This is a genomic window from Enterobacter sp. 22466, from assembly GCF_052044775.1.
GTDB classification, from domain to species: Bacteria; Pseudomonadota; Gammaproteobacteria; order Enterobacterales; family Enterobacteriaceae; genus Enterobacter; species Enterobacter dissolvens.
In genome coordinates this window covers 388820-408162 of sequence record NZ_JBQENX010000004.1, presented here as the reverse complement: position 1 = coordinate 408162, position 19343 = coordinate 388820, and the positions used below count along the sequence as shown (strand labels likewise).

At 50.1% G+C, this 19343-nt stretch carries 19 protein-coding genes and 4 pseudogenes; 14 read left to right on the top strand and 9 right to left on the bottom strand.

All coding sequences use genetic code 11. The features are described from left to right. Positions 1-79 precede the first annotated feature (79 nt). The 6 genes from ACTJJI_RS14200 to ACTJJI_RS14175 all read right to left on the bottom strand — a co-directional run bounded on the left by ACTJJI_RS14200 (position 80) and on the right by ACTJJI_RS14175 (position 3770). Positions 80-274 carry a hypothetical protein gene (locus ACTJJI_RS14200; protein ID WP_440654519.1) on the bottom strand — a complete coding sequence of 65 codons (195 nt, stop codon included), beginning with the start codon at positions 272-274 and terminating at the stop codon, positions 80-82. A 303-nt stretch (positions 275-577) separates the two neighbouring features. Continuing rightward, positions 578-1027, bottom strand: a complete 450-nt coding sequence (locus tag ACTJJI_RS14195; RefSeq protein WP_014832179.1) for a carboxymuconolactone decarboxylase family protein — start codon at positions 1025-1027, stop codon at positions 578-580. A gap of 276 nt (positions 1028-1303) precedes the next feature. Continuing rightward, complete coding sequence (locus ACTJJI_RS14190; protein ID WP_319881274.1) at positions 1304-1990, bottom strand: replication protein P; 687 nt, start codon at positions 1988-1990, stop codon at positions 1304-1306. After that, positions 1987-2904 (bottom strand): replication protein, encoded by a 918-nt coding sequence (locus tag ACTJJI_RS14185; protein ID WP_440654517.1) that lies wholly within the window; start codon positions 2902-2904, stop codon positions 1987-1989. The genes ACTJJI_RS14190 and ACTJJI_RS14185 overlap by 4 nt, the downstream gene beginning before the upstream one ends. Positions 2905-2988: 84 nt before the next feature. Next, the gene (locus tag ACTJJI_RS14180; RefSeq protein WP_440654515.1) at positions 2989-3540 is read right to left on the bottom strand and encodes a toxin YdaT family protein; all 552 of its coding nucleotides are present in this window, start codon (positions 3538-3540) and stop codon (positions 2989-2991) included. A gap of 2 nt (positions 3541-3542) precedes the next feature. Continuing rightward, positions 3543-3770, bottom strand: coding sequence for a transcriptional regulator (locus tag ACTJJI_RS14175; protein WP_029882071.1), 228 nt, complete (start codon positions 3768-3770; stop codon positions 3543-3545). A gap of 72 nt (positions 3771-3842) precedes the next feature. On the opposite strand from ACTJJI_RS14175, the gene ACTJJI_RS14170 reads away from it, so the two are divergent. From ACTJJI_RS14170 to ACTJJI_RS14140, 7 genes and pseudogenes are all read left to right on the top strand, one after another. Next, the gene (locus ACTJJI_RS14170) at positions 3843-4256 is read left to right on the top strand and encodes a helix-turn-helix domain-containing protein (protein ID WP_226834641.1); all 414 of its coding nucleotides are present in this window, start codon (positions 3843-3845) and stop codon (positions 4254-4256) included. An 89-nt stretch (positions 4257-4345) separates the two neighbouring features. Then, positions 4346-5262 (top strand): annotated as a pseudogene (locus ACTJJI_RS14165) (hypothetical protein). 324 nt (positions 5263-5586) lie between these two features. Continuing rightward, positions 5587-5742, top strand: a pseudogene (locus ACTJJI_RS14160) (hypothetical protein); the annotation flags it as partial. Continuing rightward, complete coding sequence (locus tag ACTJJI_RS14155) at positions 5735-5899, top strand: YdaE family protein (RefSeq protein ID WP_047958764.1); 165 nt, start codon at positions 5735-5737, stop codon at positions 5897-5899. The pseudogene ACTJJI_RS14160 and the gene ACTJJI_RS14155, both read left to right, overlap by 8 nt. Before the next feature lie 140 nt (positions 5900-6039). After that, positions 6040-6291, top strand: a pseudogene (locus ACTJJI_RS14150) (RecE family exodeoxyribonuclease); the annotation flags it as partial. 3 nt (positions 6292-6294) lie between these two features. Then, a pseudogene (locus ACTJJI_RS14145) lies at positions 6295-6852 on the top strand (recombinase RecT); the annotation flags it as partial. Between the two features lie 38 nt (positions 6853-6890). Beyond that, the gene (locus ACTJJI_RS14140) at positions 6891-7130 is read left to right on the top strand and encodes a DUF4060 family protein (RefSeq protein ID WP_014832196.1); all 240 of its coding nucleotides are present in this window, start codon (positions 6891-6893) and stop codon (positions 7128-7130) included. Positions 7131-7351: 221 nt separating this feature from the next. Here ACTJJI_RS14140 and ACTJJI_RS14135 read toward each other — a convergent pair whose 3' ends face one another. Then, positions 7352-8581 (bottom strand): tyrosine-type recombinase/integrase, encoded by a 1230-nt coding sequence (locus ACTJJI_RS14135; RefSeq protein WP_440654531.1) that lies wholly within the window; start codon positions 8579-8581, stop codon positions 7352-7354. A 134-nt stretch (positions 8582-8715) separates the two neighbouring features. On the opposite strand from ACTJJI_RS14135, the gene sapC reads away from it, so the two are divergent. From sapC to ACTJJI_RS14115, 4 genes are all read left to right on the top strand, one after another. Next, complete coding sequence (sapC, locus tag ACTJJI_RS14130; protein ID WP_014832199.1) at positions 8716-9606, top strand: putrescine export ABC transporter permease SapC; 891 nt, start codon at positions 8716-8718, stop codon at positions 9604-9606. Then, positions 9606-10598 (top strand): peptide ABC transporter ATP-binding protein SapD, encoded by a 993-nt coding sequence (gene sapD, locus ACTJJI_RS14125; protein WP_014832200.1) that lies wholly within the window; start codon positions 9606-9608, stop codon positions 10596-10598. The genes sapC and sapD overlap by 1 nt, the downstream gene beginning before the upstream one ends. 1 nt (position 10599) lies before the next feature. Continuing rightward, positions 10600-11406 (top strand): putrescine export ABC transporter ATP-binding protein SapF, encoded by an 807-nt coding sequence (gene sapF / locus ACTJJI_RS14120; protein ID WP_014832201.1) that lies wholly within the window; start codon positions 10600-10602, stop codon positions 11404-11406. Between the two features lie 197 nt (positions 11407-11603). Next, positions 11604-12518 (top strand): ATP-grasp fold amidoligase family protein, encoded by a 915-nt coding sequence (locus ACTJJI_RS14115; RefSeq protein ID WP_440654511.1) that lies wholly within the window; start codon positions 11604-11606, stop codon positions 12516-12518. Position 12519: 1 nt separating this feature from the next. Here ACTJJI_RS14115 and ACTJJI_RS14110 read toward each other — a convergent pair whose 3' ends face one another. Both ACTJJI_RS14110 and ACTJJI_RS14105 read right to left on the bottom strand, forming a co-directional pair. After that, positions 12520-13587: an ATP-binding protein gene (locus ACTJJI_RS14110; RefSeq protein WP_046887723.1), complete on the bottom strand. Its 1068-nt coding sequence runs from the start codon at positions 13585-13587 to the stop codon at positions 12520-12522. Then, the gene (locus tag ACTJJI_RS14105; RefSeq protein WP_153907262.1) at positions 13584-14288 is read right to left on the bottom strand and encodes a response regulator; all 705 of its coding nucleotides are present in this window, start codon (positions 14286-14288) and stop codon (positions 13584-13586) included. Before ACTJJI_RS14105 ends, ACTJJI_RS14110 begins: the two co-directional genes overlap by 4 nt. A gap of 318 nt (positions 14289-14606) precedes the next feature. On the opposite strand from ACTJJI_RS14105, the gene crrC reads away from it, so the two are divergent. From crrC to ACTJJI_RS14090, 3 genes are all read left to right on the top strand, one after another. Further along, entirely contained in the window at positions 14607-14993 is a 387-nt protein-coding gene (crrC, locus tag ACTJJI_RS14100) for a colistin resistant protein CrrC (RefSeq protein ID WP_063411390.1), read from the top strand. 127 nt (positions 14994-15120) lie between these two features. Next, positions 15121-16023 carry an ABC transporter six-transmembrane domain-containing protein gene (locus ACTJJI_RS14095; protein WP_047361586.1) on the top strand — a complete coding sequence of 301 codons (903 nt, stop codon included), beginning with the start codon at positions 15121-15123 and terminating at the stop codon, positions 16021-16023. Positions 16024-16058: 35 nt separating this feature from the next. Further along, positions 16059-19154 (top strand): multidrug efflux RND transporter permease subunit, encoded by a 3096-nt coding sequence (locus ACTJJI_RS14090; RefSeq protein WP_440654508.1) that lies wholly within the window; start codon positions 16059-16061, stop codon positions 19152-19154. Positions 19155-19343: the final 189 nt, after the last annotated feature.

The window sequence follows — 19343 nt, the reverse complement described above, 5'->3', positions numbered from 1 at the left end:
TTTAATTTCCATACGAATCTCAAAAGTGATCATAAGCTCCCCTGTATTCAGAGGAGCAGATTAACCCCTGGATCAATTTTCAACCGCTGGGGTGGATCAGTTTTGCACCGTTGGTAACAACTTGCTCAGGGGTAAGTTCAGATTCATCGATTGTGGCCAGAAGAGCGTTGAGGGAGCGCTCAATATCGTTTTTAGTCAACCGTAAACAGATAACCTTAACCCAACGTGGCGAGAACTTGCTGAGGCCGATTGCTCTTGTGATACGTAGTTTCATCAGATGCCTCTTAACCGCCAGTGGTGGCGATTTCAAACTCACTTATAACACACGTGGAGAAGACTTATGTGATTATTTCGCCATAGAAATTTCTAAGGGTCGTTTCACTTGAGGACAACCAGGCTTTCAGTAAACGCCTAAATTGGTTTTCCAGCATGTCACACAAGCGCCTCGTCATAACCCGAAGCGGCTTATCAAGTGAAGGTAGTTTTTACGGTCATGCACAGGCTGGGATGTCATTTGTGTGCCAGAAGCAGACTTTAATATAGCTCCAGAGTCCCTTATGGGAGCTATTTACATCTGTCAAGCTTTAGCAAGCGGCTTCATTCGAAAACTAATACCCATACGATTAATGGCATTCATGGTGGCAATAACAATGGTAAGTTCAACCAAATCTTTTTCACCGAATACAGAAAGCGCTGCGGAATATGCTTCATCGGAAGCATGTGTTTCACTAACACGGGTAACTTCTTCCGCCCATGAGAGGGCAGCTTGCTCTATATCCGAGAATAAATAGGTAGCTTCTCGCCAGACAGGCACCAATACAATCTTTTCGACGGACATGCCACTCTTGATAAGATCGCGAGTATGTATATCTATGCAGTGTGCACAACCATTGATCTGGGAAACTCTTAAAAAAATTAAATGGATCAGCTCGGCAGGTAAACCTGTACCAGTAGTGGCGTAATGATGGAGCGCTGCTATAGCCTTGCCACCTTTATCGGAAACTTGAAACCAGTTTGGACGCTTCATCGTTATTTCCACCTTTTTGAGTTGTTTAAAATAAAAAGATGCCTCACAGAATCGCTACGACTGAATGACAGAATTTAAATTAGTACGTCTGCTCAGACGTTGTAATCTTAACCATTGATGTCATAGATAAAAGAGACAAAAAATGAGTAAAACGGTAGGACAATTATGGGATACCTCATGCAGTAAAACTGGATAACAATTTTTAAAAGCAAACCCTGAGTGTTGATAAAATCCACGGTAGAGTCCGCTTCTCGCTCATAACAGACCATTTCCTCACTATGCCCTGCCATCTGCTTTCATCCGTTGATATTTAGTTTTCAAAAGCTCCGCCGGTGTCGGCCCTTTCGGAGCAACTGGCGCAGCCAACGCCCGACGAATAGGCGGAATCGGCTTCCCGGCTAGCACCCGCTTTTCCCACCTATCCAGAATATCACCGGCCTCACGCTCAAGCTCTTTGTGACTGAGTTGGCCATCAGTTCCGCGACGCCGCAGCTCGAGGCAAATGTGGTAATAAACCGGCTTCGGCCAGGGGTACTGCTCACTGCTCGGGTACCGAAACACCAGCTTGCGCCACTTCCAGTATTCAGCCATCACGTCTGCGGTGGTGACCCCCAGCACGCAGCGCCCTTCCCTGCACCACTTGATGAACTGGCCAGGCGATGGCAAGAATGGACGCTCCTGGCGACGTACCATACGCATGCCGGCTTCAACCTGCTCCATGGTGTTTATCCCGTTTTCTTTGAAGGCCAGCACCCACTGGCGGCGGATTTCGTCAACGTCGTCCTGGCTTCGGTTAACCAGGCTTGCAGGAAACGCGGCCGCCAGCTGTACAAACAGGCCGTTGATAATCTGCGCCACCTGCTGCGTTTGTTCGCGTTCGGTGTACTGCTCTGGCAAGTTGTGCGCCACGCGCCGAGCCTGTTCCCGGTCAAAACTGCGAATGTTCTCTGCGAGGTTTTTCATTCCAGCACCCCGTCAATCCAGTCGGTGTTATGCAAGTCAATGCCGCCCCGGGATGGTTTTACCGCTCCGGTTGCACGCAGCCGTTTGGTGGTGAGCTGATCCCACTGCTTTCGCAGACTTGAGGGACTCAGGATGTTGTCTTTCCAGAACTCATCTCGGTTGGCCCACTGGAACAGGTCACAGATTTCGTAGTGAGTACGCTTGTCCTGGACACGTATCAGCCTGATGGTGTTTGCCCATTCAGCCCAGTTTGGTTCGGATAGCGATGCGTTGACGGTGAGAAGCCTGTCGTAAATCCAGCGTGCGGCCTTGAGGTCGTCAGCGGATCCCCATGATTTACCTGCCGGGGTGTATATCCCGTCGGCAGCTTCAGGATGGCGAGAGAGAAACTTTTGAGTTTTCTGGTTTCGGGATTCGTCAGAATTCCGAGACGAGGATATTTTATTATTGTTCTTGTTATAGTCTTGGGTGTCTACCGTTTCCGGGAAGGTTTTTCCCGTTTTCGGTAACACTTTTCCCGATTTCGGGAAGGTTTTTCCCGTTTTCGGCTTGTCTAAAATCCAGGCGGAAAGGTCAGTATTTATACCGACCGTTTTCATCACGCCCTGCTTCTGACTGAAGATAATTTTGCGATCTGCGAGCGATTTGAGCGCATCCGAAACGTGGGAATCACTCAGCCCTGTAAGCTCGGCAATCACCGTGTTCGTAACGCGGTCCTGTTTCTTGTTCCAGCCGTAGGTAAGCCAGATCACCGCCTCAAAACACTGCCACTCCCGGCCTGACATTCTCAGACGAGGCTTGAGCTGTTGGATCTCGTTAGCGACCTTGGTATACCCGTTCGACAGGTCGGCCATACGACCTCCCGGTTGTTCGGTTCTGTGGGGGAAATTGATAATTTCAGCTGTGTTTGACATACTTAGCTCCGCAATTACACTCCGTTTTTGCACCTGAAAGTCGGTTCTGTTTGCGCAGACCGGCTTTCGCCTTTTCTGAAGTCTTCACATTGCCCCCAACATGGTTGTGACCATCGCCAGCAGCGGTGCCGTAAGGTCCGGATCGACACGGAACATCTCAAAAATCCCCTCGCCTAACTCCTTCAACTTTTCCTTCTTCGGTGCATCGAGCATCAGAGCTTGCTTCGCCTCACTCACCTCTTTTTCCAACCTTGCCATGCGATACGCGAACGAGTCGTTCTTTACGACACGGTCGCGGTATCGAAGCGGTAATACAGACATGATCGCGGGCACCAGTTGTTCGACGTTTCTCCGGTACGAAGCAGAGTCTTCTTTGTTATCCAGCCAGCGGAACAGCTTAACGTTCCACACATCGGCCTGGCCTGAGAAATCAACGCCATCAAGTTGAAGTTCTTCCGCCGCCTCTTGGATTTGAAGCGCAACAGCTACGCGCCCTTCTGCCGCTGCCCAGGCTCGAACCGCTGAGCAGATATCGCGATGATCAATATCCTGCACTGCCGATTCGCTTTGATGACACTGGAATATCATTGGATTAGAGGAAGCTCTGCTACTCTGTTGAAATGAAACAGTTTGCATAGTTAAGGCTCCTGTTTGGGTAAACCATCAGTTGGGTTTGGATAGAGATCTGGGCGTAGTTCGTGGGGCGTTACGCCTGTCATTTTGAAAATCGGGAAGATATAACTTGGCGGGACGATCCCTTGGTCACGATTCTTCCAATGACTTACAGACATACTCGTCACACCAAGCGCGATGCTGAGCTTTCTGGCTGAGCCAGCGGCTTTAATTGCTTTATCGAGTGCGGACATGTGCTTCTCCTACTTAATGATAGCAGAAGTAAACCACAGATTTATATATCAAGCAAACTTTGGATTTATTGTGTGTATAAACCAAATATTTACAATGACCCTATGAGAAAAGAAGAACCCAACCTCGTTCTGGTAGAGCGCCTTACTGAGATCACTGATCGCGGCGTTACAAAAGCAGACATGGCACGAATAGCTGGAGTCACTCCTCAGGCCGTAAACGGCTGGTTCAAAAAAGGCGTGATTAGTAAGAAATCGGCACTGGCCATAGCCGACGCTGTAGGCATTTCTGTCGCCTGGCTACTTGGTGAGGACGTTGGGGAGAAAGACGGGCTTAAGCCGGACGAACAGCGCCTGCTTGAGCTCTATCGCCAGTTGCCGGAAGAAGAGCAACAGAACATGCTCCGCATTTTTGCGCTTCGCCTGAAGGAGCTGGATGAACTGTATGAGAAGTACATGAAGGGCCGGATCCGGTCGCAGGAAGATTGAGTTGTTCTGAGTGGCTTATGGCTGATAACTAACGAATGATTCATGCATTTCGACCACCACTTTAATTACTTATTATTCAGAGGGATACGATGAAAAATGAACTAATGCCCCACCAAGAAGAAATGGCATTATTCCCAGTAAAAGAGGTCGAAGTGAATGGCGTTCAAATGGGTGTTCTTAATGATGGCACGCCATTTCTCAGTCTTCGCGGCTTAGCTCGTCTCTGTGGTGTAGACCACACCACCCTTCTCCCGTTAACCACTAATTGGCTAATCGAAAGGAATAAGCCAAGGGGTAAGAGAATTGCCGAACTTCTCATTGAGAATGGATTTGAAGGTAACGAGCTTTACTCCGTTGTTAATGGTGGCGCATTCGGTGATAGCCATGCTTATCCTGATGCCGTCTGCATGTCTATCCTTGAATATTACGCATTCGATGCCTCTCAAGTTGATAGCTCAACTGCGAGAAAGAACTACCGTCTTCTGGCAAGGCAAACTCTCAAAGAATACATTTATCGCAGCGTAGGAATCGATCCGAGAAATCCAATAACGGGCGCATGGAAATGCTTTCAAGAAAGGATTTTGCTGAACGATAAAATTCCTGCTGGTTTCTTTAGCGTATTTCGGGAAATGGTGGATATTACCGTCCCATTAATTAATGCTGGTTTTGAGTTAGGTCCCAGAACCGTTCCAGATATTAGCGTTGGAAGTCGGTGGTCAAATCACTGGAAGCGTAACAATTTGAGCGAAAAATATGGGGATATACAGAAACATCCTCACGTTTATCCTGATTGGTTCCCACAGAGTAAAGCCGGCAATCTGCCAGCAAATATTATCCCGAAGAAGCGTTAGGAGAGTTTCGCAGATGGCTTAGGGAGGAGTATGTTCCAAAAGGCTTTAAGGAATATCTCGCAGATAAGGTTCAACAGAAAGTTATCGAAAATGCTAAAGCGATTGAGGTCCTGGAAAATCTACAAAGGCCCGAACTGCCAAACACGAAACATTAACCAGCACCCGGCCGTCGAGCCGGGTTTTTTACACCCTCACCCTTCAACTTCTCCGCCAAACCAACGCCCAGAACTTCACCATCCCGACCTTTGCGTCGGGATTTTTTTTGCCTGCGATTCGGCAGATACGTCACAAAAACCAGAAATATAAACCTCAGATTTACAATTAACATTAAGCATAAGTTGACATGGATATAAACCAGTGATTTAATCTAACTCACCAAGACGCACTACGAACCACCAAGGCAGGACGCCCACAAAGTAGCCGCCGACGGCATACGAAGAGTCGGATGAGGTGGAGAGATTAACGCGCATCAGGTGTAAACGTTCCGCTGGCCGGCGATAAGGCAAACGAGGGTGAGAATGATTGATTTCGCACGCAAACCAGGACGGCAACAGGCCGTAAAGCTGAACTTCTTCGAGGTACTCCTTCGCCGCCTGTGCTACCTGTTGGCGCAAAAGGGGAATCCAGATGTGTAGCTCAACGAAATGCGGGTACTGCGGCAAGCCGGTTGAACCGGAGGAAGTAGTTAAAAGTACCCTTCTCTATCGCAACGGCGCACAGCTGGCGCGCAAAGAAAAAGAATACTGCTCTGAGCGTTGTGCTTCGTACGACCAGATGGCCCACGAGGCATAACGTAAAAGCCGCGCAAGGCGGCCCATACGTCCGGTGCTCCCGACCAAAGTTACACCGGAATACTACTTAAAAAACCAAAGTTCACCCAATGGGCGCTATATCTGGCCCGGGGATCTTACATCCAAAAAAGAGGATCTCACATGGAATTTTTCTATGTAGTTAAGGCTACGCAGAAATCTGGCAAAGAAGACGCAGTGATTTGGTTCACTGCGAAATCAGAAGCCCGTGCCAACCTGCAGCTAGATGTTGAACTGGAAGATGCTGGTATTGAAACCGGCCGCGGTAAGGATTACGCCAAACCGGTTCGCACCGATTTCCCGGTGTATAACGACCTCCCGGAAGAAAGCACCGTGGATTACACCTGGTGCAAACGCTACGAACTGCAGGACGATGACGACCCACGCCAGCAACTGGCGTACCTGGCCGTCAAACGCTGGGCGAGACTGTTCTGCCCGGATGTGATTCTGGGCGTTTATACCCCGGATGAACTCGATGATCGCCGTGAAGAACGAGAGGTAAACCCCGCACCGGCGCAGCACGTTAGCCTCGCTGATATTTCAGGTGACAACGTCACTACGACTCAAACGGCTCAGGAATCAGCTCAAAATATTGATGCACTTGCTGATGATTTTCGTGACCGTATCGAGGCGGCTCAGGATGTGGATAGCGCTAAAGCTCTGCGCGCAGATATTGAAACCGTGAAAGCAACGCTGGGTTCTGCCCTGTTCACTGAGCTGAAAAACAAGGCCGTGAAGCGTTATTACCTGGTTGATGCAAGGAACAAAGTCGAAGCAGCAATCAATTCCTTACCAGCTTCAGATGAGCCCGATGCAGCTGCGCGGTTCGCAGAAGTTGAGCGCGTTCTTGCAGCGTCCAAACGCCATCTGGGTGACGAGCTGCATGGTCAGTTCAGCATTACCCTGGCGGATATGAAACCGGAATACGTGGACTAACGAGATTGGGAGGGTAAACCCTCCCTCAAGGAGAAGAAATGCGACTGATTAATCGCAGTAAGCAATCCCCTTTGGCTCGCCAGGCATGTGATGCCGCTCTCGCGAAGCACGTCGAAACTTACGGTGAATTCGCCAGACAGAAAACCAAGACCACATACACCGTAGTGGTTGATGGAATAAAGGTAACAGTGGAAGTCGTTAACCGCCGGGCCAGCTACGTTGCGACAGCCATGAATGGTGCCCGCAGGCTGCGCAATCTGCCGGGACAATGCAACTGAGAGGTGCAATATGAATGAAACAACTTATACGAATGTTGATATCTTGATCACCAGTGAAGTTTTATCAAGATACAAAATTTCGCGGAGCACGCTGTACTTTTGGAGCACCCCTTCCAGAATGCCGGCATATTTTTCACAACCATTTCCGAAGCCGAAGATAAATGGAAGCCCGAAGCGCTGGAGACTTTCAGACCTCCTGGAGTGGGAAGAAAAAGTGGGCATCAAACCAGAGGATGACCAACCAGTTTCTCCAAATGGTTCTGCCATACCGCAAGCCAATGGCGCTGATCATCAATGTAGTCATGCAGGTTATACCTCGCCATGACACCTGCCATATGATGTCCAAGCAGTTTCTCAACAACATGTGGCGGCGCACCTAATTCAGAAAGTCGCGTCGCCACTGTTCGTCGAAGGTCATGGAGGGACCACGGCTTCATTCCTGTCTTGGAAATTATTTGGGCAGAAAATAACGCAACGTTAGGCTGAAGAGGCGGCCTGTCATCCTCTGGCCCCTTATAGCGTGACAACGTAACAACATAGTTTGACAATGATGTTTCTTTATGAGATTTCATCATCTTTACAACAGCATCCGGCAACGCTCTCCTGACAGATTTACCTGTTTTATAATCACTTGCTGGAATGGTCCATGTTTGATCCATAAAATCGAACCATTCCCACTTTGCCGTTCTTATTTCCGTACTCCTACAACCGGTCAGAATGAGAAATTTCATGATCAGCTGTTGTCGTTCCCTCATTTCAGGCAAAGCATTCAAGACAGTTTTGATCTCCTCGTCGCTCAATCTTCGGTCTTTAACTGCCGCGGTAAGCCCCACATCAGATCGCCTGAGACTCTCAATTGGGTTAAGGTTGATTATTCCTCTGTTAGAGCAGAAACGAAAAACACGCTGCATCAACCCTAACATTTGCCCTGTAACCACCCTTCTTCCCATACCGTCGAACAGGCTAAGCCAATGTGCCTTTGTGGTCTGATCTACAAGCATATTCCCCAGCACAGGATTGATATGGTTGTTGAAGTCCCGGCGGTTCACGTGGATTTTTACCAGGCCTTCAGGAACGCAGTAATGCTTTTCCCAGTAATCAAAGGCTTCTTTCACGGTAATCGCATCAGTTCTTTTCTGTTTCTCCAGTACGGTCTGTCGTCTCGGATCGAACCCCTCTTTAAGCCAGATTCTGAACTGCTGTCGACGCTCTCGCGCCTGAGCTAATGATATGGTCGGATAATCGCCGATCGTCAATTGAGCCGCTTTTCCGTTCCATCTGTAGCGGTAAAAGAATGTTATACTGCCGGATGTAGACAATCTGACATTCAAGCCGTGAGCGTCTGAAATGACCTCGATTTTGTCTCTCTTTTTGCCAAGAGCTTTTCTCAGTTTTGTATCGGTTAGCAATGTGTACACTCCGGGAAAAGATATACACAATAGTGTACACATTTTGCGTAAATTGATAACCTTCAAATTAATGCGCGATATACAAAAATAAAGCACTTAGAGTAGGCAAGATGTTGATAATGGCGGAATTTTTCAAAAGACATGAAGCATGACAAACAAACTTAAAACGGATTCATATGCCCTACGATAGCGTATACAGTGAAAAGCGCACGCCCGGTGCGCTACGTACCGTGTGGCGTAAATTCTATGGTGACACCACGGCAATGATCGGCCTGTACGGCTGTGCCGGGCTGGTATTGCTTTGCGTGTTTGGATCGTGGTTTGCCCCCTATGGTATCGACCAGCAGTTCCTCGGCTATCAGTTGTTACCTCCGTCGTGGTCGCGCTATGGGGAGGTCTCCTTCTTCCTGGGCACCGACGATCTGGGTCGTGATGTGCTGAGCCGCTTGCTGAGCGGCGCCGCCCCGACGGTGGGAGGTGCGTTTGTGGTGACGCTTGCCGCCACAGTCTGCGGCCTTGCGCTGGGCATTTTTGCCGGCTCGACACACGGTCTGCGCTCGGCGGTGCTGAACCACATTCTGGACACCCTGCTCTCTATCCCGTCGTTGCTGCTGGCAATTATCGTGGTGGCCTTTGCCGGGCCGCACCTTTCGCATGCCATGTTCGCCGTCTGGCTGGCTATTCTGCCGCGTATTGTTCGTTCTGTTTACAGCATGGTGCATGACGAGCTGGAGAAAGAGTATGTCGTTGCCGCCCGTCTGGACGGCGCTACCACGCTCAATATTCTGTGGTTTGCCGTCCTGCCAAATATCGCGGCCGGCCTGGTCACCGAGATCACCCGCGCCCTGTCGATGGCGATTCTGGATATCGCCGCGCTGGGTTTCCTCGATTTGGGTGCGCAACTGCCGTCACCGGAATGGGGCGCGATGCTGGGCGATGCGCTGGAGCTTATCTACGTTGCCCCCTGGACGGTCATGTTACCGGGTGCGGCCATCATGGTCAGCGTGTTGCTGATTAACCTGCTGGGCGACGGTATTCGCCGCGCAATTAATGCGGGGGTGCAATAATGCCGCTTCTTGATATCCGCAACCTCACCATCGAGTTTAAAACCGGTGAAGGCTGGGTTAAGGCCGTCGACCGTATCAGTATTACCCTTGCAGAAGGCGAAATACGCGGGCTGGTCGGTGAATCCGGCTCAGGGAAAAGCCTCATCGCCAAAGCCATTTGTGGTGTTGCGAAGGACAACTGGCGCGTCACCGCCGACCGAATGCGTTTTGATGATATTGACCTGCTGCGCCTCTCTCCACGCGAGCGTCGTAAGCTGGTGGGTCATAACGTCTCAATGATTTTCCAGGAGCCACAATCCTGTCTTGATCCATCCGAGCGTGTCGGCAAGCAGCTGATGCAGAACATTCCCGGCTGGACCTATAAAGGCCGCTGGTGGCAGCGTTTCGGCTGGCGAAAACGCCGCGCCATTGAGCTGCTTCATCGCGTCGGGATCAAAGATCACAAAGACGCGATGCGCAGTTTCCCCTACGAACTCACCGACGGTGAATGCCAGAAAGTGATGATTGCCATCGCGCTGGCCAATCAGCCGCGTCTGTTGATTGCGGATGAGCCTACAAACGCAATGGAGCCCACCACGCAGGCACAGATATTCCGCCTGCTGACGCGGCTGAATCAGAATAACAACACCACCATTTTGCTGATCAGCCATGACCTGCAAATGCTCAGCAAATGGGCGGATAAAATTGATGTGATGTACTGTGGGCAAACGGTGGAAACCGCCCCCAGTGAAGATCTGGTCACCACGCCGCACCACCCTTATACGCAGGCGCTGATTCGTGCAATCCCGGATTTTGGCAGCGCCATGCCGCACAAGAGCCGTCTGAACACGCTGCCCGGTGCGATCCCGCTGCTGGAGTCATTGCCGATAGGCTGTCGTCTTGGGCCACGCTGCCCGTATGCACAGCGTAAGTGTATTGAAACGCCGCGTCTGACGGGGGCGAAAAACCACCTTTACGCCTGTCATTTCCCGCTGAACATGGAGAGAGAGTGAAATGGTCGAAACCTTACTGGAAGTGCGCAACCTGAGTAAGACCTTTCGCTATCGCACTGGGCTGTTCCACCGCCAGACCGTGGAGGCCGTGAAGCCGCTGAGCTTTACGCTGCGCGAAAAACAGACCCTGGCGATCATTGGCGAGAATGGTTCCGGCAAATCCACGCTGGCAAAAATGCTGGCGGGCATGGTCGAGCCAAGCGGCGGTGAAGTGCTGATTGACGATCATCCGCTGGCATTCGGTGATTACTCCTTCCGCAGCCAGCGTATCCGCATGATCTTCCAGGATCCCTCCACCTCGCTTAATCCGCGCCAGCGCATTTCGCAGATCCTGGATTTCCCGCTGCGGCTGAATACCGATCTGGAGCCTGACGCTCGCCGTAAACGTATTTTTGAAACCCTGCGTATGGTTGGGCTGCTGCCCGATCACGAGAGTTACTATCCGCATATGCTGGCCCCGGGTCAGAAGCAGCGTCTTGGCCTGGCGCGTGCCCTGATTTTGCGCCCGAAAGTGATTATTGCTGACGAAGCCCTCGCCTCTCTGGATATGTCGATGCGTTCGCAGTTAATTAACCTGATGCTCGAGTTGCAGGAAAAACAGGGGATCGCTTATATCTACGTCACGCAACATCTTGGCATGATGAAACATATCAGCGACCAGGTGATGGTCATGCACCAGGGTGAGGTCGTCGAGCGCGGCAGCACGGCGGATGTGCTGGCTTCCCCACTCCACGATTTAACAAAACGCCTGATTGCCGGACATTTTGGTGAAGCGCTAACTGCTGATGCATGGAGAAAGGATCGGTAACCGCCCGTCAGGTGTCTCCCGCGACAGCGAATATTTCGACTCAGAACGTCAAAGGATTAAACAGGACGTTTAATCCTTTTATTTTGCGTTGCACATCGCCATCCGCTTTATAAGCGGCTCTCCATTTCTCCTCCATACTCCAGGCAATAAAAATCAATCCTTCTCCTTCAGAATATGCAGATATTTCGGAGGAAAGAATGAACAAAATCACATATTATTTAAAAAGCCTGGAGTATCTGCTCAGGAAGTGTCGGTCTTATTTAATATCTGACATTAACTTTCATCTGTCCCGTCTCAAAGAAATTCACGGTGACACATTTGATATAAAATCACCTGCTACCCTGAACGAAAAAATTTGTCATCGACTGGTCTATGACCATAATTCACACTATACGCTGCTGGCTGATAAACTGGCGGTGAGGGAATATGTGCTATCGAGAACGCAACGACTAAACGTAGTGCCATTGATTGGCGTATACCGTCGCGTTGAGCACATTGACCTGACGAAACTGCCGAATAAATTTGTATTAAAATGCAACCATGACAGTGGAAGTGCGGTCATATGCACAAACAAAGCAGAGTTTGACCTCAAAAAAACGCAAAACAAACTCCGGCTGGCATTAAAGAGAAATTTATATTACACCACAAGGGAATGGCAATATAAAAACATCCTTCCTGTTATTCTGTGCGAGCAGTACATCGACCTGTTTAATAACACCGACAAAAGCACAACATCAGAGATGTTAAGGATCCATTGTTTTCATGGCATCGCGCAGTTCGTGGAAGCGGATTTTACCGATGAAAGCGGCAATGGATTTATCAACATTTACGATCGGCACTGGCAATTGCAGCCTTTCCAGATGGAATATCCTAACACCCCGCAGGACATCCCCAGACCTGCGTCTTATCAGGAGGCAGTGCTGGCGGCGCAAGACCTGGCCCAGGGGATTGATTATTGCCGTGTCGATCTCATGCTCACGCAGGATGAAATCTATTTTAGTGAAATAACGTTAAGCCCGAAACGAGGCAAACTTACCATCACGCCCCCGGAATGGGACGCCAGGTTGGGCGAAATGTGGCAAATGACGCCTGTCACAAACAGGCTCATTTGAGTCATGCCGCAACCGGCCAGGTTAATTTGAATAGCGAGTGGTTTCGCTTCGTCAGAACATAGGTAACATCGCCACCGTGCGCAAGCATGATGGCTTTTACCACCGACAATCCTAAACCACAGCCTTCAGGATTCAGTTGTCTGGCCCCTTTGTCGCGCTGAAAGGGCTGGAAGAGAAAATCATGAAATTCCCGGGGTATGCCTGGCCCCTCATCCTGAATCAGGATGTAATTTTCTTTACCATACACCCCGTTTTTTATGATGAGTTTACGTGATGTCGAGTAATGCAGCGCATTGTCAAATAACACGGTCAGACATTGATTAATACGTAGCGGATCGCAGATACACCGCTGTGTTTTAAGTTCGGTATGAATATCATATTGCTTACGCTTAAACTCAGGCCTGAAGGTCTCAAGTGCTGTTTCCAGGGTGTCCTTAAGATCGATTTCGCTCTTGCATAACGTATAACCCGCGCCGCCGTCCGAGCTGACAACACGGAGATCCTCTATCAGGCGAGCCAGACCTTCGGTTTGCTTTAGCAGGTTATTGAATAAAGCCGGATCTGGTGCAAACACACCGTCGACAAGACCCTGAAGCCGCCCACGTAAAATCGTGACGGGTGTTCTCAGTTCATGCGCAATCGCCGCATTCCAGGATTTGCGCTGAATATCCAGCGTTTGCAATTTTTCAGCCATTTCGTTGAAGTCGTTGACGAGATGATTTATCTCGCCAAGCTGTGAACTCGCGCACCAGGCCCGGGCATCCAAATCGCCCTGAGAAATGCGTTTCAGGCTGGAGGCTACCGCGTTCAAAGGCGTCAGAATTCGTGATGACAGTTTTACGGTCAAAAAGAGAGAGATCATCAAACTGATTGTCGAGACCGTTACGAGCCACAACCAGTCCCACATCGTCATATTCTCTTCGCTGCCAGCGGCGGTACCTCCCGGGAGGTAATCCAGCACGAAGCTGTAAAACAGCCAGGAGCCCAGAATAGCGATGGCAATAATAATCAATGCCAGCGTAACCATATAGGTTAAGATTTGGCGGCTCAGAACAGATTCTTTACTCATTTCTTGTCACCCAGCCGGTAACCCATCCCTCTTATGCTTTCAGGCACACCATGAAGACCGGCAAGTTCCAGTTTTTTGCGCAGCTTACTCATGTGGCTGTCCACCGTTCTGTCTAAGGTATCGCCCTCCGGCAGACAGGCGTTAAGTAACTCTTCGCGGGAGCAGACCTTTCTCGGGTTCCTGACCAGATAGGTCAGCAGTTTAAATTCTGTGGTGGTCAATACAGGACATACCACCTCCTCCCCAACCGTGACTTCAATATAGAAATCATCCGGGTAGACCGTAATAAAGGATGTCCGGAGCGGCATTGCTGCAACCTGTTGAACGTTGGCCTTCGTTCTGCGCAGTACGGCTTCCACTCTCGCGACAACTTCAGAGGGATTGAATGGCTTTATGACGTAATCGTCAGCGCCCAGCCGCAACCCCATCAGCTTATCCACATCCTGATCGAGGGCGGTGACCATAATGACGGGCACCGTACTCTCCCGGCGCAGCGTGGTAAGGACGCTCCAGCCATCAAATACCGGCAACTGGATGTCCAGCAAAATGAGATCCGGTTTATGCAGACGCGTCATGTTAATCGCCTGCGCACCATCTGTTGCCCTTAAGGTTTTCATTCCTGCCCGCTGCAGGTAGCTCATCAGTATATCGGCGATTTCATCTTCATCTTCGGCGACAAGAATTAAATTATTTTGGTACATTTTCTCTCCACAGGTACGGGAAGGCGTCTCTTTTATGTTGCGAAATCATGCTAAGCGCCATTTTATAAAAAGCTCAGACCTACGCATGACAAAAAAGTGCCGTTGTGTTGTGACTTTTTTATAAGCATTCCTGCAAAAAACAAAACCCTTGATGTTATTGCCTCCACACTTTCTCCACATTTCGGATATAAACACTCCATATAAACAGTTGAATCTTTTTATTCAGAAAAAAAAGCGACCAAAGAGAATAAACCATTGAACTTCTCGTATGTGGCTCGGTCTATCAATTGCTTTCATTAATACCCAAAGACACTCAAAATGAATATTAATAGATATGTCTCACCTGCTAACGTTGGCACGTCATGTTTGTTTCTTATTGTATCGTGGGGATTATTGCATCTTTGGATGATCCTGATACATGAAGTCGATGAAAAAGTGGCGACAACCATTATCTCCTCACCTGTTATTTATGGTTGTATCGCAGCAACATCGTTTTTTCTTGCGATTCAACATAAAGGAGGCGGATTGTCGGAACTCCTTGTCATGGCCCTGTGCCTGGCATTGATTTTTATCTACCTGATCATCATTTTCAGTATTTTGTTAAACATCGCACCTGATATCGCCGATCTGGTGTTTTACTGCGAATGTTTTCTCATTATATTTTTTGTTGGCTCACCCATTTATCTCATGTTAAGGATGATTTAAGTTTACTGTCTCCATATAACCTCCACAAATTGCACATCAGTACTAAACATGCGCTGTATAAAGTAACGGTTAATGGATAAATTTCTGACGGAATTCCCCTGCTCTCTGGCATTAATAACTCGAAAATATGATCCTTAAAAATACTCATCGTCCTCCGGTCGTTTCCGGGGTTGTTGGCTCGCTCAAGGCACTTGCCGTGCGACACCGCAAGAAGCTGTTTATTACCTTCTTTCTGGTTATTGCCGAAAATGTGACCTTTTTACTCTATCCCGTACTTGCGGGGATTGCGATAAATGCCATTCTCGCCGGGGATACCGTGAGCGCTGCACTGTATGGGCTAATGGTCCTGTTTATCTGGTGCATTGGTGCCGCCAGGCGCAGCGTGGACACGCGCACCTTCGCACGGATTTACGCCGGGCTTGCGGTCTCTGTTGTGCTGGCTCAGCGAAAATACCAGCTTAATCATTCGACAATCGCGGCGAGAGTTACCTTGTCGCGTGAGTTCGTGGATTTCTTTGAAATGCATCTGCCCATGCTCATTACCTCAATGAGTTCGCTTTTTGGTGCAGCCATTATGCTGCTGATCATTGAATTCTGGGCTGGCATCGTCTGCACCATCGTCGTCTTGATCCTGATGGGATTTGTTTCCGGTTTCACCCATAAGAATGAATTGCTCTTCAGACGCCTCAATAACCGCCTTGAGAAAGAGGTCGATTATGTACATAAAGCGGGCTCTGCGACCCTCAAACGTCATTATTCTACGCTTGCACACTTGCGTATTGCGCTCTCTGACCGCGAAGCGTGGGGATATTTACTGATTGGCTCGCTGATCGCCCTGCTTTTTACGCTGACCATCATCCTGATGACCCACACAACGGGGATTACCGCCGGTCACATTTATTCCGTGATGACGTACATGTGGATGTTCGCGACAAGCCTGGATGACGCCCCGCAACTGCTGGAGAAATTTTCACAACTCAGAGACATCGGCAAGCGGGTATCGACCAGTGATGAGACATCGCACACCTGATGCGTTTTACTGTGAGTTGACTGGAAGTAATCTTTATGCCGCAATTTTTTATTGATCGTCCTGTTTTCGCCTGGGTCGTGGCGCTTTTTATTGTGTTGACAGGGGTATTGTCGATTCCCAGGCTACCGGTGGCGCAGTATCCGGCTGTTGCGCCGCCAGGCATTATTATTACTGTCTCGTATCCCGGCGCCAGTCCTGATGTGATGAATACGTCGGTCGTTTCCCTTATCGAGCGTGAAATATCCGGCGTGGATAATTTGCTCTATTTTGAATCATCGAGTGACACCACCGGCTCAGCCTCGATTACGGTGACCTTTAAACCAGGCACCGATATCAAACTGGCGCAGATGGATCTCCAGAATCAGATAAAGATTGTCGAGCCGCGCCTACCTCAGTCGGTCCGGCAAAACGGCATTAACGTCGAGGCGGCAAACGCCGGTTTTCTGATGATGGTGGGGTTAAAGTCCACCTCCGGGACATTTCAGGAAGCGGATTTGAGCGATTATTTTGCCAGAAATATCAGCGATGAACTTCGCCGCGTGCCGGGGGTTGGCAAAGTCCAGCTTTTTGGTGGTGAGAAAGCGCTACGTATCTGGCTCGATCCGATGAAGCTTCATAGCTATGGGCTGTCGGTAAGCGATGTGCTTACCGCGGTCAGCCAGCAGAACACCATTGTTTCCCCCGGCAGAACGGGCGATGAACCGGCAACAGAAGGCCAGGGAGTGACTTATCCGATTACGGTTAAAGGACAACTTTCTTCGGTCGAGGCATTTCGCCATATTACCCTTAAATCCGATACCACAGGGGCCCGCCTGCAGTTGTCGGACGTTGCCCGCATTGAGTCCGGCCTACAAAGCTATGCGTACGGTATTCGCGAAAACGGCGTTCCGGCGACGGCAGCCGCAATCCAGCTGTCGCCGGGCGCGAATGCCATCAGTACCGCCTCAGGGGTGCGGGCACGGATTGATGAACTGTCTCACGTGCTTCCGGAGGGAATGACCTTCACGGTGCCTTTTGATACGGCGCCCTTCGTAAAGCTTTCAATTATGAAAGTGGTTCAGACATTTGTTGAAGCGATGGTACTGGTGTTCCTGGTCATGCTGCTTTTTCTGCACAAGATACGCTGCACGCTTATTCCGGCAATTGTCGCCCCCGTGGCGCTGCTGGGCACCTTTACAATAATGCTGCTTAGCGGCTATTCCATCAATATTCTGACCATGTTCGGGATGGTGCTGGCTATCGGTATTATCGTTGATGATGCCATCGTCGTTGTCGAAAACGTCGAAAGGCTGATGGAAGAAAAAAAGCTTTCCCCACGCGAAGCAACGCGGCAGGCCATGCATGAAATCACTCCTGCCATAGCGGGTATCACGCTGGTGCTTACGGCGGTGTTTATCCCGATGGGCTTTGCGCAGGGTTCGGTGGGGATCATCTATCGACAATTCTGTATTTCAATGGCGATTTCCATTTTGTTATCGGCATTCCTCGCGCTGACGCTGACCCCCGCGCTTTGTGCCACGTTACTCAAGCCCCACGCGGCGAACAAGAGAGGTGCCGGAAGATTTGCAACCTGGTTTAACACCCATTTCCATGCCCTCACGGCAGTGTATGCGTCCAGCCTGGGCGCGGTGCTAAAAAAAACGGGGCGCATGCTGCTGCTGTATGTTGCCCTTTGCGCTGCCCTGTTTATGGGGTTGTCTTCTTTGCCATCCTCATTTTTGCCGGATGAAGATCAGGGCTACTTCATATCATCCCTGCAACTGCCTTCTGACGCGACCATGCAGCGTACCCTTAAAGTGGTTGAAAAATTTGAAGAGGAAATTGCATCGCGACAGGCGATTGAAAGCAACATCATGATCCTGGGCTTTGGCTTTTCGGGTTCCGGCCCTAACTCGGCCATGGCCTTTACCACGCTTAAGGACTGGAAAAATCGACAAGGGATCACCGCCCAGGGGGAAGCAGACGCTATCCAGTCCCGCATGGCTGGCGTTTCTGATGCCGTCACAATGAGCTTACTTCCTCCGGCTATTTCGGATATGGGGACCTCATCCGGATTCACTTACTACTTGCAGGACAGAGCGGGTCTGGGATATCAGGCCTTAAAAAATGCCGCCGATGAGTTTGTTCAGCATGCAAATCAGCGCCCTGAACTGAATGATGTCTACATTGATGGCCTGCCTGAGGGAACCAGCCTTGCACTGCAGATTGACCGGGAAAAAGCAGAGGCCATGGGCGTCTCGTTTGATGAAATTAATCAAACTCTGTCTGTCACCATGGGCTCCAGTTACGTTAATGACTACACCCATAACGGTCGCGTTCAACAGGTCATTGTACAGGCCGATGCGCCATACCGTATGCAACCTGAACAATTGTTAACCTTATCGGTAAAAAACCGGACAGGTCAGATGGTGCCGGTATCTACGTTTGCAACACTGTCATGGAACGTTGCGCCTCAGCAGTTGAACCGATACCAGGGATATCCTGCGATACGGATTACGGGAAGTGCCGCCTCGGGTGAGTCCAGCGGTACGGCAATGAAAATCGTGGAAACGCTGGCAAAAGAGCTGCCTGCGGGTATCGCAGGCGACTGGGCCGGGAGTTCACTGCAGGAGAAAGCGTCTGAGTCACAGCTTCCTGGCCTGATTGTGCTGTCAATCCTGGTGGTATTTATGGTTCTCGCCGCCCTTTACGAGAGCTGGTCGATTCCCTTCGCGGTCATGCTGGTCGTTCCACTGGGTCTTATTGGCGCGGTTGCAGCCGTATCCATTGCAGGTATGACTAATGATGTTTTCTTCAAGGTTGGTCTGATCACCCTGATTGGGCTTTCCGCCAAGAACGCCATTCTGATTGTCGAGTTTGCCAGGCAGCTTCAGCGGGAGGGGCAAACAACCGTCGCGGCAACATGCCAGGCCGCCAGTCAGCGCTTGCGCCCCATTTTAATGACCTCGTTAGCCTTTACGCTAGGCGTTGTCCCGCTAATGCTGGCCACCGGGGCGAGTGACAGCACGCAGCATGCCATCGGCACCGGCGTATTCGGCGGCATGATTAGCGGTACGCTTCTCGCCATCTTCTTCGTACCGGTTTTCTTTATTGTCGTCGCGCGTTTCATTGAGCGCGCCAGGAAAAGGTGAAACGCTGTGCAGGATCACGCTTCCACGCTGGTTGGATGAGGCGAAGCTTAACCCGGGTGATATACTGGACGAATGGCGAAATTTTAAGACCTGCGTCACCCGTGTCTGCCCCTTTCGGGACCCCGTTCATGGGCAATGCGCGAGAAATAGCGTGACACAAGGGGCAGTGAGTGGGCTATAATTTCGAGC

What these genes read in the sequence shown, in the direction of transcription:
- ACTJJI_RS14200 (WP_440654519.1), bottom strand. Translation starts at nt 274, where the DNA reads ATGAAACTACGTATCACAAGAGCAATCGGCCTCAGCAAGTTCTCGCCA.
- ACTJJI_RS14195 (WP_014832179.1), bottom strand. Translation starts at nt 1,027, where the DNA reads ATGAAGCGTCCAAACTGGTTTCAAGTTTCCGATAAAGGTGGCAAGGCT.
- ACTJJI_RS14190 (WP_319881274.1), bottom strand. Translation starts at nt 1,990, where the DNA reads ATGAAAAACCTCGCAGAGAACATTCGCAGTTTTGACCGGGAACAGGCT.
- ACTJJI_RS14185 (WP_440654517.1), bottom strand. Translation starts at nt 2,904, where the DNA reads ATGTCAAACACAGCTGAAATTATCAATTTCCCCCACAGAACCGAACAA.
- ACTJJI_RS14180 (WP_440654515.1), bottom strand. Translation starts at nt 3,540, where the DNA reads ATGCAAACTGTTTCATTTCAACAGAGTAGCAGAGCTTCCTCTAATCCA.
- ACTJJI_RS14175 (WP_029882071.1), bottom strand. Translation starts at nt 3,770, where the DNA reads ATGTCCGCACTCGATAAAGCAATTAAAGCCGCTGGCTCAGCCAGAAAG.
- ACTJJI_RS14155 (WP_047958764.1), top strand. Translation starts at nt 5,735, where the DNA reads ATGTGTAGCTCAACGAAATGCGGGTACTGCGGCAAGCCGGTTGAACCG.
- ACTJJI_RS14140 (WP_014832196.1), top strand. Translation starts at nt 6,891, where the DNA reads ATGCGACTGATTAATCGCAGTAAGCAATCCCCTTTGGCTCGCCAGGCA.
- ACTJJI_RS14135 (WP_440654531.1), bottom strand. Translation starts at nt 8,581, where the DNA reads ATGTGTACACTATTGTGTATATCTTTTCCCGGAGTGTACACATTGCTA.
- sapC (WP_014832199.1), top strand. Translation starts at nt 8,716, where the DNA reads ATGCCCTACGATAGCGTATACAGTGAAAAGCGCACGCCCGGTGCGCTA.
- sapD (WP_014832200.1), top strand. Translation starts at nt 9,606, where the DNA reads ATGCCGCTTCTTGATATCCGCAACCTCACCATCGAGTTTAAAACCGGT.
- sapF (WP_014832201.1), top strand. Translation starts at nt 10,600, where the DNA reads ATGGTCGAAACCTTACTGGAAGTGCGCAACCTGAGTAAGACCTTTCGC.
- ACTJJI_RS14115 (WP_440654511.1), top strand. Translation starts at nt 11,604, where the DNA reads ATGAACAAAATCACATATTATTTAAAAAGCCTGGAGTATCTGCTCAGG.
- ACTJJI_RS14110 (WP_046887723.1), bottom strand. Translation starts at nt 13,587, where the DNA reads ATGAGTAAAGAATCTGTTCTGAGCCGCCAAATCTTAACCTATATGGTT.
- ACTJJI_RS14105 (WP_153907262.1), bottom strand. Translation starts at nt 14,288, where the DNA reads ATGTACCAAAATAATTTAATTCTTGTCGCCGAAGATGAAGATGAAATC.
- crrC (WP_063411390.1), top strand. Translation starts at nt 14,607, where the DNA reads ATGAATATTAATAGATATGTCTCACCTGCTAACGTTGGCACGTCATGT.
- ACTJJI_RS14095 (WP_047361586.1), top strand. Translation starts at nt 15,121, where the DNA reads ATGATCCTTAAAAATACTCATCGTCCTCCGGTCGTTTCCGGGGTTGTT.
- ACTJJI_RS14090 (WP_440654508.1), top strand. Translation starts at nt 16,059, where the DNA reads ATGCCGCAATTTTTTATTGATCGTCCTGTTTTCGCCTGGGTCGTGGCG.